At 58.3% G+C, this 15,555-nt stretch carries 15 protein-coding genes and 1 tRNA gene; 9 read left to right on the plus strand and 7 right to left on the minus strand.

Annotation, left to right across the window (positions count from 1 at the left end):
- Positions 1–12: 12 nt before the first annotated feature.
- The 7 genes from FJ039_08075 to FJ039_08105 are packed head-to-tail and all read right to left on the minus strand — an operon-like array spanning position 13 to position 4,531.
- The gene (locus FJ039_08075) at positions 13–381 is read right to left on the minus strand and encodes a hypothetical protein (protein ID MBM4406121.1); all 369 of its coding nucleotides are present in this window, start codon (positions 379–381) and stop codon (positions 13–15) included.
- Positions 378–980, minus strand: coding sequence for a hypothetical protein (locus FJ039_08080; protein MBM4406122.1), 603 nt, complete (start codon positions 978–980; stop codon positions 378–380). Before FJ039_08080 ends, FJ039_08075 begins: the two co-directional genes overlap by 4 nt.
- 9 nt (positions 981–989) lie before the next feature.
- Positions 990–1,376 (minus strand): RDD family protein, encoded by a 387-nt coding sequence (locus tag FJ039_08085; GenBank protein MBM4406123.1) that lies wholly within the window; start codon positions 1,374–1,376, stop codon positions 990–992.
- Positions 1,345–1,557 (minus strand): zinc ribbon domain-containing protein, encoded by a 213-nt coding sequence (locus tag FJ039_08090; protein MBM4406124.1) that lies wholly within the window; start codon positions 1,555–1,557, stop codon positions 1,345–1,347. Before FJ039_08090 ends, FJ039_08085 begins: the two co-directional genes overlap by 32 nt.
- The gene (locus FJ039_08095; protein ID MBM4406125.1) at positions 1,544–2,158 is read right to left on the minus strand and encodes a zinc-ribbon domain-containing protein; all 615 of its coding nucleotides are present in this window, start codon (positions 2,156–2,158) and stop codon (positions 1,544–1,546) included. Before FJ039_08095 ends, FJ039_08090 begins: the two co-directional genes overlap by 14 nt.
- Positions 2,159–2,181: 23 nt before the next feature.
- On the minus strand, positions 2,182–3,384 hold the full coding sequence (locus FJ039_08100) for a CoA transferase (GenBank protein ID MBM4406126.1): 1,203 nt from the start codon (positions 3,382–3,384) through the stop codon (positions 2,182–2,184).
- Between the two features lie 10 nt (positions 3,385–3,394).
- Positions 3,395–4,531 (minus strand): CoA transferase, encoded by a 1,137-nt coding sequence (locus FJ039_08105; GenBank protein MBM4406127.1) that lies wholly within the window; start codon positions 4,529–4,531, stop codon positions 3,395–3,397.
- Between the two features lie 230 nt (positions 4,532–4,761).
- Here FJ039_08105 and pheS point away from each other — a divergent pair, with 230 nt between their 5' ends.
- From pheS to FJ039_08150, 9 genes are all read left to right on the plus strand, one after another.
- Positions 4,762–5,766: a phenylalanine--tRNA ligase subunit alpha gene (pheS, locus tag FJ039_08110; GenBank protein ID MBM4406128.1), complete on the plus strand. Its 1,005-nt coding sequence runs from the start codon at positions 4,762–4,764 to the stop codon at positions 5,764–5,766.
- 3 nt (positions 5,767–5,769) lie between these two features.
- Complete coding sequence (locus tag FJ039_08115; GenBank protein MBM4406129.1) at positions 5,770–8,157, plus strand: phenylalanine--tRNA ligase subunit beta; 2,388 nt, start codon at positions 5,770–5,772, stop codon at positions 8,155–8,157.
- Positions 8,158–8,187: 30 nt separating this feature from the next.
- Positions 8,188–8,264 (plus strand) — tRNA-Gly (locus FJ039_08120).
- A 724-nt stretch (positions 8,265–8,988) separates the two neighbouring features.
- A complete protein-coding gene (locus FJ039_08125; GenBank protein ID MBM4406130.1) occupies positions 8,989–9,615 on the plus strand; it encodes a hypothetical protein in 627 nt (208 codons plus the stop codon).
- Between the two features lie 171 nt (positions 9,616–9,786).
- Positions 9,787–11,085: a UDP-glucose/GDP-mannose dehydrogenase family protein gene (locus FJ039_08130; GenBank protein ID MBM4406131.1), complete on the plus strand. Its 1,299-nt coding sequence runs from the start codon at positions 9,787–9,789 to the stop codon at positions 11,083–11,085.
- Positions 11,085–12,053, plus strand: coding sequence for an SDR family oxidoreductase (locus FJ039_08135; GenBank protein MBM4406132.1), 969 nt, complete (start codon positions 11,085–11,087; stop codon positions 12,051–12,053). The genes FJ039_08130 and FJ039_08135 overlap by 1 nt, the downstream gene beginning before the upstream one ends.
- A gap of 6 nt (positions 12,054–12,059) precedes the next feature.
- Positions 12,060–13,391: a nucleotide sugar dehydrogenase gene (locus FJ039_08140; protein ID MBM4406133.1), complete on the plus strand. Its 1,332-nt coding sequence runs from the start codon at positions 12,060–12,062 to the stop codon at positions 13,389–13,391.
- A gap of 2 nt (positions 13,392–13,393) precedes the next feature.
- Positions 13,394–14,257, plus strand: a complete 864-nt coding sequence (locus FJ039_08145; GenBank protein MBM4406134.1) for an ABC transporter permease — start codon at positions 13,394–13,396, stop codon at positions 14,255–14,257.
- Between the two features lie 9 nt (positions 14,258–14,266).
- Positions 14,267–15,555, plus strand: a 1,289-nt coding sequence (locus FJ039_08150) for an ATP-binding cassette domain-containing protein (protein MBM4406135.1), incomplete at its 3' end; no start/stop codon positions are given.

Genomic DNA, 15,555 nt, shown 5'->3' on the forward strand with positions numbered 1-15,555 from the left:
TACCTGTGTGAATCAGTGTTGTATCGCCTGTGATTTTAAACCTCCGCTACCATCTACTACAACCGTTCCAGTAGGGGTTTTTAGAACAACGTTGCTAGGGGTGTCTAACGTAATGTTGTCTGCCTTTATGTCGAGATCGGTAGTCCTAGTTGTTTTGATAGTGGTTCTTCCCGATGTTGTTTCTATTTGTAGTGTTTCACTACCGAATACGGAAATCTCTAGCACTATTCCATAATTGCCAACACGTTTGATAAAACCTGTAAGTTCATTTGTGCTTTGAAAATTGAACGCATTTCCGCTACTGCTAGCGTCTCCAAAAAATGCATAATCTCCGGAGGATTTAGACGTTATCCCTCTACCGTTTCCGTTATCAATATTCAACCGACTGTCTCTGGAGTTGTCATTATCGTTTTCTTTTCCTCGCGAACGAGCACCACGTGTCCGGCGATGCGGTCGTACCAGGTCTGCTTTTTCGGGTAGGCCTGAAGAATAAGGAAGCCTACGCCGACGGCGGCAATTGCCAGGGGCCGCACTATCAGCCGCAGCAACGAGGATCGCAGAGGGACGCGCCGGCCACTCAAATCAGTGACCCTAAGTCCGACGGCTTGCTTACCCAGCGTTCCCTGCCACCGGGAGGCGTCCATCCACAGGTAATAGACCGCTAGGATGGCAAGCCACACTACGTACTGGCCAGGCCCGGTGGGTAGCGGATCGCTAGACTCGGGATCGAAGGATTCTCCAAACAGAAGATGGACGAGGGCAAGGAGGCCAAAGGCAAGTATCAAATCAATCTGAAGCGCCGCGAACCGAAGCCAGATATTGGCAAAGGCGTAGCCCTCAAGGGGCGCCTTGACATCAGGGCTTGCTGCCGGAGGGGACTCGCTCTCCTGGAGCAACCGGACCGCGTGAGTCCCAGCGCCACAGCGCCTGCAGAAGAGGTCGCCGACCGGATGAGGCGTGCCGCAGGCGGTGCAGAACATCCACGCCTACTACGACTTTTTCTCGTTGACGACGAGGGTGCCTGCCATGATGTCATGCAGGCCCTGTTTCTTTTCCGTCCAGGCGACCATCAGGTATCCGATGAGGAGGATGACAACAGAAATGAGTTTGCCGAAATAGCGGCCTGTCGCCTTTGCAAAAGTGATTTGCTTTCCATCGTAGTCGGTCACCGCGATGCCGAGGGCCATCTTGCCGAGGGTGGCCTTGCGCGGCGAGCTCTCCATGAGGGCATAGTAGAGCCAGCCGCCGAAGAAGGCGATGAGCCGGGCGACGGCATCCAGCTTCGTGAATCCGCCATCGTCTTCCACATCATTGCCTGTAGCGGCAACGATGATGTCCCCCGCCCTAGGATTTTCTTGGACACGGAATTGGGGCATGATGCCACAAACTCAAGGAGGTGTCCATGATGGATGGAAAGGGCGAGGGAGCACTTGATCGAGGCGGCGTTGCCACAGGCGGTTGCGGCTGGGCAGCAACGGGGGCGCTGATATTGTGGCCGCACTTCCCGCAGAATGCCGCCGTATCTTCGTTCGCTGTGCCACATTTAGGGCAGAACATTTGCCGGCTCCTTAAATGGGGTGGTGTGTGCAGATGCCTCTAAGACCAGGGTCCTGGCAAACACGTCATGCAACGCCTGACGGCGGTCTGACCAGAAGGCCATCAGATAACCTATCAAAACAAGGCTAGCGGAAATCGCCTTCGCGAAGTAGCGGGCCGTGGCGCGACCGAAGCCGATGTGGCCGCCATCCTCATTGGTGACGACAAGGCCCAGGAGCATCTTCCCTGGAGTGGCCCTCCGTTTTGAGGACTCAAAGCCTGCGAAGTAGAGCCACGGGCCGGCAAAGCCCAGCACAAGCAAGAAAGCGGCCAGGCCCGAATAGCTCTCGGAGTAATCGATATCGAAGTTCTCAAGGGTTGCAGCCTCTGCCACATCGGGGCTCAGGACGGCATACGCAATCGAAAGGGCTATGACGGGTGTCAAAACAATCAGCCAGTCAACGATAAAGGCGGCGACCCGCCTGCCCGGATCTGCGTACGGCAAGGGCGCCGGCGCGGGCCGTGGAACCACAATCTCAACGGGAGAGGCGAAGTGCTGGCCGCACCGGGTGCAATAAACGGCCTCATCGGCCCGCTGGACGCCGCACTTAGGGCAATACACCCGCCGACCTCCGCACAGTGAGCTTAGACGCCGACCTTCGCGCGCTCTTCGATGGGCCAGTTGACGATGCCGCGGGTCTTCAGGTCATCCTGCTGTGAGGTGGTGTAGCCCAGCTCCGCGAGGATGTCCCGCGTGTGCTGGCCTGCCAGCGGCGCTGGCCCCCAGATGTTGCCCGGCGTCTCCGAGAGGCGGATGATCTGGCCCACCTCTCGCATGGTGCCGAACTGGGAATGGGGGTAGACGGAGACGAGACCGCTCTGGACGTGCTCCGGGTTGCCGAAGAGCTTATCGGGGCCTTTCATCTCGGAGATCTCACAGGGGACGCCTGCGGCATCAAGGGCCTTGAACCACTCGGCGGCGGTGCGCGCCAGAAAGAGTTTCTCCAACTCGGCGGAGAGGGAGTCGGCGTTCTTCTTGCGGGCCTCTTTGGTGGCGAAGCGAAGGTCCGAGGATAGTCCAGGCGCGCCGACGGTCTTGCACAGCGCTTGGAAGTCCTTCTCCTTTGCGACCACGACACATATCCATTCCTCGCTCTTCGTCGGGTAGATACGGCAGAGTGGGCCATAGCCGGTCTGCTTTTGATCCAGCTGGAACCACTCGGAGAGGGTGCCGTCCTTTTTCCAATGGAGCTCCGACGTGGTAATCATGCCGGAGACCATCTGCGGACATTCGATCTTCTGGCCCTGGCCGGTCTTAGCCCTATGGATAAGGGCCATGAGGAGGCCAATGGCGCCGAGCTGGCCGTTGCCGTAGTCCATGTTGGCGACGCTGTTCACGGGGTTATTGCCCTTGCCCGCGCTCATGATGGCCATCCCGACCATCGCGCCGACGAGGGGCTCGAAGCCGGGCTGGTCCTTGCGCGGGCCAATCGTGCCGAAGGAGGGCGAGTGCATGTAGATGACGCCGGGGTTGAACTTTTTCACGTCTTCGTAGCCGATGCCCAGGCGCTCGGCGACGCCCGGGCGCATGTTGTGGCAGACGATGTCCGTCTGCTTGAAGAGCTTGTGGACGATGGCCTGGCCATCCGGGTTCTTGAGGTCCACGGCGAGAGAGCGTTTGTTGCGCTGGCAGCCGATGAAGGGGCCCATGCTGCGGCGCATAGGGTCGCCGGTGACGGCTTCCACCTTGATGACGTCTGCGCCGAGATCGGCAAGGAGCTTCGCGGCATAAGGGCCTGCGAAGAAGATACCGAAGTCTACGATCTTGATGCCTTGGAGCGCGTACATGGCGTCCTCCTTAGATGACGGCGGCGGCGCGCAGCTTCGCGATATCGTTCTTGGTGTAGCCTGCGGCGGAAAGCAGCTCTTCCGTGTGCTGGCCCTTCTTGGGAGCGGAGCCACGGATGGCGGTGGGAGCCTTTTCGAAACGGAGGCTGAGGCCGATCTCTTCGATGGGGCCGATCTCCGGGTCGTCAACGGTTTCGACGAACTTCATGGCGTAGGCCTGGGCGTCATGAAGGGCGCCGCCAGGGGGCAGGACCGGCAGAGAGGGAACATCTGCGCGCTTCAGCATGGCGAGGCCCTCATCCCGGGAGTGCTCCAGGAACCACCGCTTGGTGCGTTTCTCCATCTCGGGCCAGCTTTCGCCGGTCATGGGAACGCCCACATACTCCTTAAAGCCGATATGCTCCATCATCCGGTCGAAGGCGCCCTGCGCGCCGGTGTGAAGCTGGAGCCATTCTCCTTTGGCGCATTCGAAGAGCTCGACGAGGAGGCGCTTCTGCCAGGGGGTGATGTTGAACTTGTCCGCGCCGCGCTCCGTGCGCCACCAGTTCATATTGAGCATGGCGAGGGCGCCATCGCGGAGGGAGGTGTCCACATGCTGGCCATTGCCGGTCTTGGTATCGCGGACGTAGAGGGCGGTGAGCGCGCCGATGACGACGTTAAAGGCGGTGGAATAGCTGGGCATGGCGAGGCCGGCGTAGATGGGCCCCTTGCGGTGGCCTGTCTGCTGGCCGTGGATACCGACGCGGGCCTGGACGAGGCCGTCATACCCGGGGCGGTCACGGTCGCTGCCCTTCTGGCCATAGGCGGAGATGGAGGTATAGACCAGACGGGGGAACTTCTTGTGAACGGCCTCGTAGCCGATCCCGAGCGCATCGGCGACGCCGGGGGAGAAGCTTTCGACAAGGACATCGGCCTTGGCCAGCAGCTTCTCGAGAACGTGCTTCCCTTCGGGCTTCTTGAGGTCGAGGGTCACGCTCTTTTTGCCTCGATTCCAGACGCGATAGCCGGGGTGGGTGACGACATCGCCGCCGGGCGGGACGATACGTATGACCTCGGCCCCGTAATCGGCCATGAGCATGGCGGCAAGGGGGCCGGGGATGCCCCAGGTGAGATCGAGAACGGTGTAGCCGGTCAGCGGTCCTGCCATAGTGGCCTCCTGAATCGGGAAAGCGGCCCAATCCTACCAAAGTATGGGCGGTTGCGCCACCAAAGGAGGAACGGGAAGGGAAAGCGGTCATCCACTGAAGAGACTGAAGGATGCCGATATCACTTGGTGGATTTGCCACCGGGAACAGCGGGTACGCACGTTATGCCATTTGACGCCTCTCTTTGGCCTTCTGTATCCTGTTCACCAGATTTATCGAGGCTCCCCTCTCCATGCAGGAACAACTTACCCATCTGCGCGCCGAAGCCCTTGCCGCCTTGGAAAAGGTCTCCAACGCCAAGGAGCTTGAGGAGTGGCGCATCGCTTACCTTGGGCGCAAGGGGCAGATGACCCAGGTCCTTCGGGGCCTTGGGGCGCTTTCGCCGGAGGATCGCCGGGCGGCTGGAGCGCAATCGAACGAGCTGAAGGCGCTCCTGGAGCAGCGCTTCGCCGAGCGGGAGGCCGCCCTGCAAGCAGGGTCGGCTGAGGCGATAGCAGCCAGCGAGGCGATTGATGTGACCCTGCCGGGGAGGCCCGTCCAGATAGGACGGCTGCACCCAATCACGCAAGTGATCCGGGAAATCACAGGCGCTTTCACCGCGATGGGCTTCCAGGTCGTGGAAGGGCCGGAAGTGGAGTGGGACTACTACAACTTCGAGACGCTGAACATCCCGAAGGGCCACCCGGCTCGGGATATGTGGGACACGATGTGGATAGACCAGAAGAACAAGGACGGCGAACGTCCGCTGCTTCTGCGCACGCATACCTCGCCCATGCAGATACGCTACATGGAGAGGCACAAGCCGCCGGTCCGCGTCGTGGTCCCCGGCAAGGTCTATCGCTATGAGGCGACAGATGCGACCCACGAGTGGCACTTTCACCAAATCGAAGGGTTGGTGGTGGACAAGGGCGTAAGCTTCGCGCAGTTGAAGGGGACGCTCGAAGAGTTCGCGAAGCGGCTCTTCGGCATCGAGCGGAAGGTGCGCTTCCGCTGCGACTACTTCCCCTTCGTGGAGCCCGGCGCGGAGATGGCGATTGACTGGCAGGGGCGCTGGCTGGAAATCCTGGGCGCGGGGATGGTGCATCCGGTTGTGTTGAAGAATATGGGGTGTGACCCTCAAGTCTATTCCGGTTTCGCTTTTGGTATGGGCGTGGAGCGCATCGCGATGCTGAAGTACGGGATAGACGATATCCGGCATTTCTATACGAACGACCTAAGATTCCTGAAGCAGTTCTAAGCCATGAAAGCTCCCCTCTCCTGGCTGAAGTGGTACGTTCCGTTTGAGCTTGACCCGCACACGCTGGGCCACCGGATGACGCTTGCCGGCGTTGAGGCGGACAAGATCGAAGTGCGCGGCGGCTGGGATGGCGTCGTCGTCGGCCTGGTGAAGGCGGTCAACCCGCACCCGAACGCCGACCGCCTGCGCCTGGCGACGGTGGACTACGGCGCAGGGGAGATGACGGTGGTCTGCGGCGCGCCGAACGTGGCAGCGGGGCAGAAGATTGCCTTTGCGCGAGCAGGGGCGAAACTCATTGACGGGCACACGGGCAAGCCTGCCGTGCTGAAGCCCGCAAAGATCCGGGGCGTTGAATCGCAGGGGATGGTCTGCTCCGAAAAAGAGCTTGGCCTTTCGCAGGAGCATGAAGGCATCCTGGTGCTGCCATCGGAGGCGGCTATCGGAACACCGCTGGACGCCGTCCTGGGCGATGCCGTCATTGACTTCGCGGTGACTGCCAACCGGCCGGACTGCCTCTCCATGCTGGGGCTGGCGCACGAAGTGGCGGCGCTGACGGGCGGCAAGGTGCGGGAGCCGACGCTGCGCTACCCGGAGACGGGCGAGGCGATCCAGAAGAAGACACGGGTCGAAATCCTCGATGCCGACCTCTGCCCGCGCTATATCGCGGGCTTGGCCACCGGCGTCAAGATCGGCCCCTCGCCGAAGTGGATGCAGGACCGCCTGACGGCGGCCGGGATGCGTCCCATCAACAATATCGTGGATATCACGAACTACGTCATGCTCGAGTTCGGCCAGCCGCTCCACGCCTTTGACTACGACCTGCTGACAGAGCACCGGATCGTGGTGCGACGGGCGAAGGCGGGCGAGACCATCACCACGATAGACGGCCAGGAGCGGAAGCTGACGCCCAGCATACTCCTCATCGCGGACGCGGCGCGGCCGGTGGCGCTGGCGGGCGTGATGGGCGGCGCGCGCAGCGAAGTGAGCGAGCGCACGACGAACGTGCTGCTGGAATCGGCGGCCTTCAACAATATCAACATCCGTCGAACGTCCAGAGATATCGGCCTGCGGAGCGAGGCATCGTCGCGCTTCGAAAAGGGCCTTTCGGCGGAGCTGCCCATCTACGCGGCGCGCCGGGCGATGCAGCTCTTTGTGGAGCTGTGCGGCGGGACGGCGGCGCAGGGGCTTGTGGATGTCTACCCAGGAAAGGCGCCGCAGCGGAGGGTGCGGGTGACGGGCCATCGGGCGAGTGCGCTGCTGGGCGTCCGACTCACTTCAAGCGACCTGACGCCGGTGCTGAGGTCGCTCGGCTGTGATATCCATCACGCAAGCGACGACGCGTTGGAGGTCACACCACCCTACTGGCGGATGGACTTGAATATCGAGGACGACCTGGTAGAGGAGTATGTGCGCATCAAAGGCTTCGACTCGATCCCGACGGCAAAGCTCTCAGGGGCTGTGCCAGCCTTCGAGCCATCGCCGCTCCTGGCGCTCAAGGAGAGCCTGCGCGATTTGCTGGCGGGAGCGGGACTGCAAGAGGTCATCACCTATTCGCTGACGAACCAGGCCGGGCAAGCGCTCTCCGGGGGCGGCAACGGCCTGCGCATCCTGAATCCCCTGGCGAGTGACCAGGAGGAGCTGCGCCTGAACCTGCGCCACGGGCTGCTGAAGACACTGGCGATCAACCAGAGGAACCAGGAGAACGGTGTGCGTCTCTTCGAGCTGGGGCGCATCTACATCCCACGCTCGGAAGAGCTTCCGGACGAGCGGGAAATCCTTGGGGTGCTCCTCTCCGGGCCGCGGGATGACCTGCACTGGAGGCGAACAGAGGAGAGCCTGGACTTCTTCGACGCGAAGGGGCTGATCGAAAGCCTCCTGGCTGAGTTACTCCTGAAGGGAACCTTCGATCCCACAAAGGACGCCGTCCTGCACCCTGGGAAGACGGCGGCGATTACCCTCGGGAAGACGCAGGTGGGTGTCGTTGGCGAAGTGCATCCTAAATTCGCGCGCGCCTTCGACCTTTTAGAAAGATCTGCGGCCTATTTCGAGATTGATCTTCAAGCGCTGCTTGAAGCGATGCCGAAGGATGAGCGACGCTACCAGGCGGTCGGGCGCTTCCCCAGCGTCCTGCGGGACCTGGCTATCGTGGTAGACAGGGCGCTGCCGGCGGAGCAGGTGGCGGCGCTGATCCGGTCCGGGGAGATGGTGGCGGGGGTAACACCGTTTGATGTTTACACGGGCAAGAATATCGCCCCGGACAAGAAGTCGTTGGCTTACCGGGTGGTCTTCCAGTCACCGTCCAAGACACTCACGACGGAAGAGGCGGATGGACTACAGGAACGCCTGCTGTCGCGCCTCGCAAAGGAATTTGGGGCGACGCTCCGGGGTTAGCAAAAAGCCCGTGGTACAATCGGTGACGGTGCGGCGGTAACTCAGTCTGGTAGAGTTCCTGCCTTCCAAGCAGGTTGTCGCGGGTTCAAATCCCGTCCGCCGCTCCAGCGTTTTCCCCCGAAGTCCCCTTGTTTACCCTGCACTTAGGAGGCAGGTCTTTTTGAGGCTTCAAGCGGACCAAGCAGGTTGTCGCAGGGACAAATCCCGTCCGCCGCTCCAGCGTTTTTCCACTCCTTCGCTAGCTTGCTCGTTGCTTGGAAGGCAGGTCTCTTTTGGGGCCTCTGGCGGGCCAAGCAGGTGGTCGCAGGTCAAATCCCGTCCGCCGCTCCAGCGCTTTCCCCCTAAGTCCCCTTGTTTACCCTGCACTTAGGAGGCAGGTCTTTTTGAGGCTTCAAGCGGACCAAGCAGGTGGTCGCGGGGACAAGTCGCTTCCCACCCTTTGTGGATGAGTGAACCAGCCCAGTAGCTTACAAGCCAGTAGTTCTTGCTTTCTTCTGTTGGATTATGTAAAATGTACGCAAATCTGATAGCTCCCTCAGTTATTAACTCCAAATCTGGAGCAGTCGGGGTTCCACATCTTGTTTATTGCCCTCCTCAGGAGGTACGATTTCTTTCTGGACACCGAAAGCTGAGGGGGCTCTACTTCCTGTGTCCGGCAGCAGTAGAGTGACCCATATCTGTGTTAGGGGAGTAGACTAAGCGATTTGGTCATCCTAGCTCTGGGCTTTGCAGGATTTCAGACCAACATGAATCGCCCTTACCGGCAAGAGGAAGCCCCCTTTTGAACGTCCACTTAGACCAACAGGCAATTCGCCCTGAACCTCACGGAGGATGCCAGTGAGTCTTCAGTGGTATGTGATTCGAAGCAAGCCGCAGAAGGAGTACACGACCCGAAATCGTCTCCTTCGGCTTGGTTTTGAAGTTTTTCTCCCTGTTGCCCGGACAGCGATGTCGAACGGTGAGCGCAAGGAGCGTCCTCTGTTCCCCGGATATCTTTTCCTCCGATGCAACCTCGGCGAACTCAAGTGGGCTCCTCTAGGTCAGTTCTCAGACTTCCTAGGCTTTGTGCAGTTCGAAAGCGTTTCCCCTCCTGTCCCTGATTCATTAATCGGTGACCTCCGCGGACGCGTCCATCGCCTTGAGCAACAGGGGGGCCTGTGGCATGCTCCCCAGTTGGGCGACCGTGTTCGGGTAAAGATCGGGAAACTGGAGAACCTGGGCGAAGTACTTAACACCCCGCAAACGCCCGACGAGCGCGTATGGGTCCTGCTTCAGTTCCTTGGTTCCCTTGTGCGAGCTCAGGTAAGACAACAGGACATCATCCCGGACTCAAAAGTCTCCACCACGCCGCTTGGCCCATTTGTGACACGCCCGCCAAGGCGCACGAGGGGCGGAGGACGTTGGATCCAGACGCCGAGCGCACTTGAGAAACACACGCCCGGCTTTGCCGTCTCTTAGCTGCAGAAAAAACGAATTGCCTGCGTCGTAGCCGCTGCTCCGGGGCAGTTCGTCAAAAGAGCCAGTTCGCTCAGGATCCAGGGGGTCTTGGGCAGGGCAACTATTTGGAAAATCCACAGCTCCCGGCAGATTTGCTGGGAGGAAGTTCCCACACAGCGCACAGGAGCGTCATTGAATATCGCAATCATCGGCACGGGGTACGTCGGGCTCGTTACTGGGACATGCCTCGCAGAAACGGGGAACCAGGTAGTCTGTGTTGACAACAACCCTGAAAAGATCACCCAACTACAGAAGGGCGCTGTCCCTTTCTATGAGCCGGGCCTGGAGGAGCTCGTCCACCGACATTCGGCGAGCGGGTCTCTTTGCTTTAGCACAGATCTTGCCGAAGCAGTGGCCAAGGCATTAATCATCTTCATCTGTGTAGGGACCCCGCCAGGACAGGAGGGCGCGGCTGACCTTACAGCTGTGGAATCGGTCGCCAAGGATATTGCCAGGGCGATGAACGGGTACAAGGTCATCGTCACGAAAAGCACCGTGCCGGTAGGAACAACTGATGCCCTGGCAAAGAAGATCGCCCTTTTCACAACGCAGCCGTTCGATATGGTTTCCAACCCCGAATTCCTAAAGCAAGGCGATGCGGTGCATGATTTCCTCAAGCCGGACCACATCGTTATTGGGACCACAAGCGCGAAGGCTGCGGAGACGATGCGCGAGCTCTACGCCCCCTTCGTCCGAACCGGAAGTCCGGTCCTTCTCACCGATACACGCAGCTCAGAAATGACAAAGTACGCCACAAACGCCATGCTCGCGGCACGGATCTCCTTCATGAATGAAATTGCCAACCTTTGCGAACTTGTCGGAGCCGACGTTGAAATTGTGCGAAAAGGACTCGGCGCAGACAAACGGATAGGTAGCTCATTCATATTCCCTGGGGTAGGCTACGGCGGAAGCTGTTTGCCTAAGGACGTGAAAGCACTAGCCCAGATGGGACGCCAAAATGGCTATACGCTTCGTCTCTGTGAGGCCGTTGATTATGTTAATCATAGTCAAGCTGACCGATTCTTCAAAAAAATCGAGCAGCATTTCGGCTCGCTGGCAGGAGTGAAAATCGCACTTTGGGGGCTCTCCTTCAAACCGAGGACCGACGATCTGCGAGAGGCTCCGTCTATCCGGCTCATCCAGCGGTTGCTCAGTGCTGGAGCGCAAATCAGCGCACATGACCCGCAGGCGATGGGCCTCGTAGCGAAGGCCTACCCAAGCGGCATCAGGTTCTCGCATGACGCCTACGATGCTGCCGCAGGTGCCCAAGCTATCGCTCTTATCACTGAGTGGAATGAGTTTCGGAATCCCGACTTTGCACGTGTCAAAAAGACGATGCAGTCACCTATTATTTTCGACGGCAGGAACATTTACGACGGCACAAAGCTGAGGCAGATGGGCTTCACATACTACGGCATAGGGCGCCCCTGATGCCTCGATCTCTAGTCACCGGCGGCGCAGGATTTATCGGTTCCCATCTCTGTGAACGGCTCGTGGCGGCCGGGCATGACGTTGTCTGCGTTGACAATTTTATCACTGGGCGATCCGCCAATGTTCAGCACCTCGCGGGGCAGAAGCGCTTTACGCTACTGGAATCGGACATTCGAAAGCCGCTTCACGTGCCAGGCCGCCTTGATCATATCTTCCATCTTGCAAGCCTCGCGAGCCCCAAGGATTATGTCCGCCATCCATTGGAAACGCTCGAGGCCGGTTCCATCGGCTCCACACACACCCTTGAATTAGCCCGCAACTCCGGTGCCACCTTCCTTTTCACATCTTCCTCTGAGGTCTACGGTGACCCCTTGGTCCATCCACAGCGGGAAGATTACTGGGGCAACGTCAATCCAAACGGGCCGCGCAGTATGTACGATGAATCGAAGCGGTTTGGTGAGGCCATCGCGATGGCATACCACCGACAATACGGAGTTTCAATCCGTATCGCCCGCATCTTCAATACCTATGGCCCACGGATGCGCATTGGAGACGGGCGGGTCATACCGGCGTTTGTGACACAGGCACTGCAAGAGAGGCCGCTTACCGTTTATGGAGACGGCACTCAGACTCGGTCACTTTGCTATGTAGACGACACAGTGGAGGCTCTTTTTCTTCTCGGCACTAAGACCTTCCCGAAAGATGTGCAAGGCGTGGGGTTGGTGATCAATATCGGCAACCCGAATGAGTTAACGATGCTGGATCTAGCTAGATTGGTACTTAAGGCTACCGGAAGCAAGAGCCCTATCATCCACGAGCCATTGCCGGAAGACGACCCAAAGAAACGACGGCCGGATATATCTCGAGCCAGAGCGTCACTAAGCTGGGAGCCTCGAGTCCCTCTCCGGGAGGGGATCAAGAGCACTATCCCCTACTTCAAAGCCGCTTCAATGACGAAGGCTTCCTAGCGGCTTATGAGCACATCGCCAAGCACAAAGGTCGCCGTTGTTGGACTGGGCTACGTCGGCCTACCTTTAGCCATCCACTTCGGACGCTCAGTCTCGACACTAGGCTTTGACATCAACCCAAAGAGAATCGAATCACTAACCCGCGGCGAAGACCTCAACGGAGAAGTCTCGAAGGTAGATCTCGCCATACCTTTCCTTCGCTTCTCCGCAAACCCTGAAGACTTGGCAGATGCAAACGCTTTTATCGTTGCAGTTCCAACGCCCGTTGATAAAGCAAATCGCCCGGACCTAACACCACTGATCCATGCCAGTCGACTCGTAGGGCGAGCGTTACGCTCCCGGAGAGATGGCAACGAAGGCAATAACACACCTCCACTGGTCATCTACGAGTCCACAGTTTATCCCGGCTGCACTGAGGAGATCTGCCTCCCAATCCTTGAGGAAGAGTCTCAGCTCCTGCGCGGGAAGGCGTTCAAGATCGGCTATTCCCCAGAGCGCATCAACCCCGGCGATACGGAGCATACGCTCGACAAGGTGGTAAAGATCGTTTCAGGAGAGGATCGCGAGACTCTAGAGCGGATAGCTGCGCTTTATTCCGTAGTGGCGAAGGCGGGGGTGCATCGCGCCCCAACTATCCGAACTGCGGAAGCCGCCAAGGTAATCGAGAACATCCAACGCGACCTCAACATCGCCTTGGTGAATGAACTCTCGATGCTCTTCCACCAGATTGGCCTTAGCACAAAGGACGTACTTGAAGCCGCAGGTACGAAGTGGAACTTCCTTCCATTCTGGCCTGGTCTCGTGGGCGGGCACTGCATCCCTGTCGACCCCTATTATCTTACCCATAAAGCAGAAGAGATAGGGTTCCACCCTCAAGTGATTCTTGCAGGGCGGCGAGTCAACGATTCCATGGGGAAATACGTCGCCGACCAGACCGTTAAGCTTTTGATCCAGACGGGCGCGGCGGTACGCAACGCTAAGGCACTGGTGCTGGGTATCACCTTCAAAGAAGGTGTGCGGGATATTAGAAATAGCAAGGTTTTGGACCTTATTAATACGCTTTCATCCTATGGCGTCCATGTCGAGGTGTACGACCCCTTGGTGGAAGCCATCGCCATCAAGCGCCTAGGCTTCACTGCAACACCCGACCCGTTCAAGAACGCGAACAGGTACGCAGCCGTGATTGTGGCAGTAGCCCATAAAGAATTCCTCGCGCAACCAGGGCAGCGGTATGTTGACCTCCTTCAGGACAACACGGGCCACAGCCTGATCATAGACATAAAGGGCGCCCTGACCGGCCGAATAGCCGAGGGTAAAGCGCTTTACTGGAGCCTATAGGTTTGGGGACTTCAGACGTCCAGCAACAAGGGCACCAGCCACACACCCCGCCCACCCACGTGATCAAGCCATCACGGGGCTGGTTCGCCTTAAACCTGCGAGAGCTCTGGGCATATCGGGAGTTGCTTTATTTTTTCATCTGGCGGGATATCAAAGTCCGCTATAAGCAGACAGTTGTCGGAGCAGCGTGGGTAATCATCCAGCCCTTCTCGCAGATGGTGATCTTCAGTGTTGTCTTTGGCCACCTTGCCGACCTGCCGTCGGACGAGATTCCCTATCCGGTCTTCACCTACACTGCCCTGGTCCCTTGGATCTACTTCGCAAACTCTCTTACAAACTCGTCGAATGCCGTGGTGGACCAGGCGAGAGTCATCACGAAGGTCTATTTCCCCCGTGTCCTGCTCCCTGCCGGAGGGGTCATAGGCGGTCTGCTGGACTTCGGCATCGCTTTCCTGGTGCTCATTGGGATGATGCTCTATTTCGGTATCTCTCCGGGCTGGGCGATCCTCACACTCCCACTTTTCCTTCTGCTTGCCATGGCAACGGCACTGGCAGTTGGACTTTGGCTCTCCGCGCTCAATGCCGTCTATCGAGACGTGCGCTATGCATTAACGTTCCTGATCCAATTCTGGATGTTTGCAACTCCAGTGGCGTATTCAAGCGGCCTCATCCCAGATAGCTGGAAGCCTCTATACGGAATCAATCCGATGGCCGGAGTAGTAGATGGGTTTCGCTGGGCGCTCCTGGGCAAGGCAGAAGCGCCCGGCCCGATGCTCGCCGTCTCCGCAGCGGTAGTCGTTTTGCTCCTGGTAACGGGCGCGCTCTACTTCAAACGAATGGAGCGCTACTTCGCCGATATCGTTTGAGCCACTTCTATGTCTCAGCCAGTGATTGAGCTTAACGGCATCGGCAAGCGGTTCCGCCTCGGGGAACGGGAGCGGTACCTCGCGCTTCGAGACATTCTCTCGCGCTCCATAGAGGCGCCACTGCAACGCATCCGAGGAAGAAAGGCACCTCAAGAAAAACGGCGCGACTTAATATGGGCTCTCAAGAACATCTCCTTCCACGTGAAGCATGGCGAGGCTATCGGGATCATCGGAAGGAACGGTGCGGGGAAAAGCACCCTGCTGAAAATCCTTTCGCGGGTAACGGAACCGACGGCGGGTGAGGGCGAAGTGCTGGGACGTGTCGGCTCTCTACTGGAAGTCGGCACGGGTTTTCACCCGGAATTGACCGGCAGGGAAAACCTCTATCTTAGCGGCGCAATTCTTGGGATGACCAAGGCGGACATCAACCGCCGCTTCAATGACATCGTCGGCTTTGCTGAGCTTGAGCGGTTCATCGATACGCCGGTGAAATACTACTCCAGCGGTATGTACATCCGGCTGGCTTTTTCCGTGGCAGCCCATATGGAGCCTGACATCCTCCTAGTAGATGAAGTGCTTGCCGTCGGTGATTCAGAGTTTCAAAAGCGCTGCCTTGGCCGCATGGGCGATATCGCGAGCGGAGGGAGAACCGTTCTTTTTGTCAGTCACAACATGGCCATCATCAAGGCGCTCACAGAAAAAACAATTTGGCTGGAGAAAGGAGAAATCAAGGGAATCGGGCCCTCATCCGAGGTCGTAGACAAGTATCTCGCATTGTCTTCCGGGAAAGTTCGCCGTGGTTCCGTTGATGACCATGATCTGGATCTGAATCGAGTCAAGGGCTCTCAGTACCTACACGATGTGGTTATTAAGAAGGTGGACCTTAAGAACAGTTCTGGGGAAATTTGTGGAGCTTTCCCAGAGAATGCAGATCTCTCAATCGAAATCTACATAGAATGCATCCGTGACATAAATCGGTTCAATGTTAGAGTTCCCATCACTACTCCAGAAGGCCTGCTTGTTTTCGAGCTCGTACCGGGCATGAGAGCAGTGCATCTCTGTCCAGGTGTGTATCGCACATCACTCGACTTGAATCTTTCTCCACTACTACCAGGGGTATTTCAAGGGGAAATCGTCCTTGAGACAAAAGATCTTCAGGATCGTGTGCGGCCAGCTTTTGAGTTCGAAGTCACGCCATCACCAGGGAAGAGTGCTGATATGTACACCCTCAGCAACTACCCATCAGGAGAATCTCTACTGACTCGAACTGAGGTAGGGATGATTCGTGTTCCTTGTAG

Source organism: Chloroflexota bacterium, assembly GCA_016875535.1.
Taxonomy (GTDB): Bacteria; Chloroflexota; Dehalococcoidia; order SHYB01; family SHYB01; genus VGPF01.

What these genes read in the sequence shown, in the direction of transcription:
- FJ039_08080 (MBM4406122.1), bottom strand. Translation starts at nt 980, where the DNA reads ATGTTCTGCACCGCCTGCGGCACGCCTCATCCGGTCGGCGACCTCTTC.
- FJ039_08135 (MBM4406132.1), top strand. Translation starts at nt 11,085, where the DNA reads ATGCCTCGATCTCTAGTCACCGGCGGCGCAGGATTTATCGGTTCCCAT.
- FJ039_08085 (MBM4406123.1), bottom strand. Translation starts at nt 1,376, where the DNA reads ATGCCCCAATTCCGTGTCCAAGAAAATCCTAGGGCGGGGGACATCATC.
- FJ039_08115 (MBM4406129.1), top strand. Translation starts at nt 5,770, where the DNA reads ATGAAAGCTCCCCTCTCCTGGCTGAAGTGGTACGTTCCGTTTGAGCTT.
- pheS (MBM4406128.1), top strand. Translation starts at nt 4,762, where the DNA reads ATGCAGGAACAACTTACCCATCTGCGCGCCGAAGCCCTTGCCGCCTTG.
- FJ039_08125 (MBM4406130.1), top strand. Translation starts at nt 8,989, where the DNA reads ATGCCAGTGAGTCTTCAGTGGTATGTGATTCGAAGCAAGCCGCAGAAG.
- FJ039_08140 (MBM4406133.1), top strand. Translation starts at nt 12,060, where the DNA reads ATGAGCACATCGCCAAGCACAAAGGTCGCCGTTGTTGGACTGGGCTAC.
- FJ039_08090 (MBM4406124.1), bottom strand. Translation starts at nt 1,557, where the DNA reads ATGTTCTGCCCTAAATGTGGCACAGCGAACGAAGATACGGCGGCATTC.
- FJ039_08105 (MBM4406127.1), bottom strand. Translation starts at nt 4,531, where the DNA reads ATGGCAGGACCGCTGACCGGCTACACCGTTCTCGATCTCACCTGGGGC.
- FJ039_08100 (MBM4406126.1), bottom strand. Translation starts at nt 3,384, where the DNA reads ATGTACGCGCTCCAAGGCATCAAGATCGTAGACTTCGGTATCTTCTTC.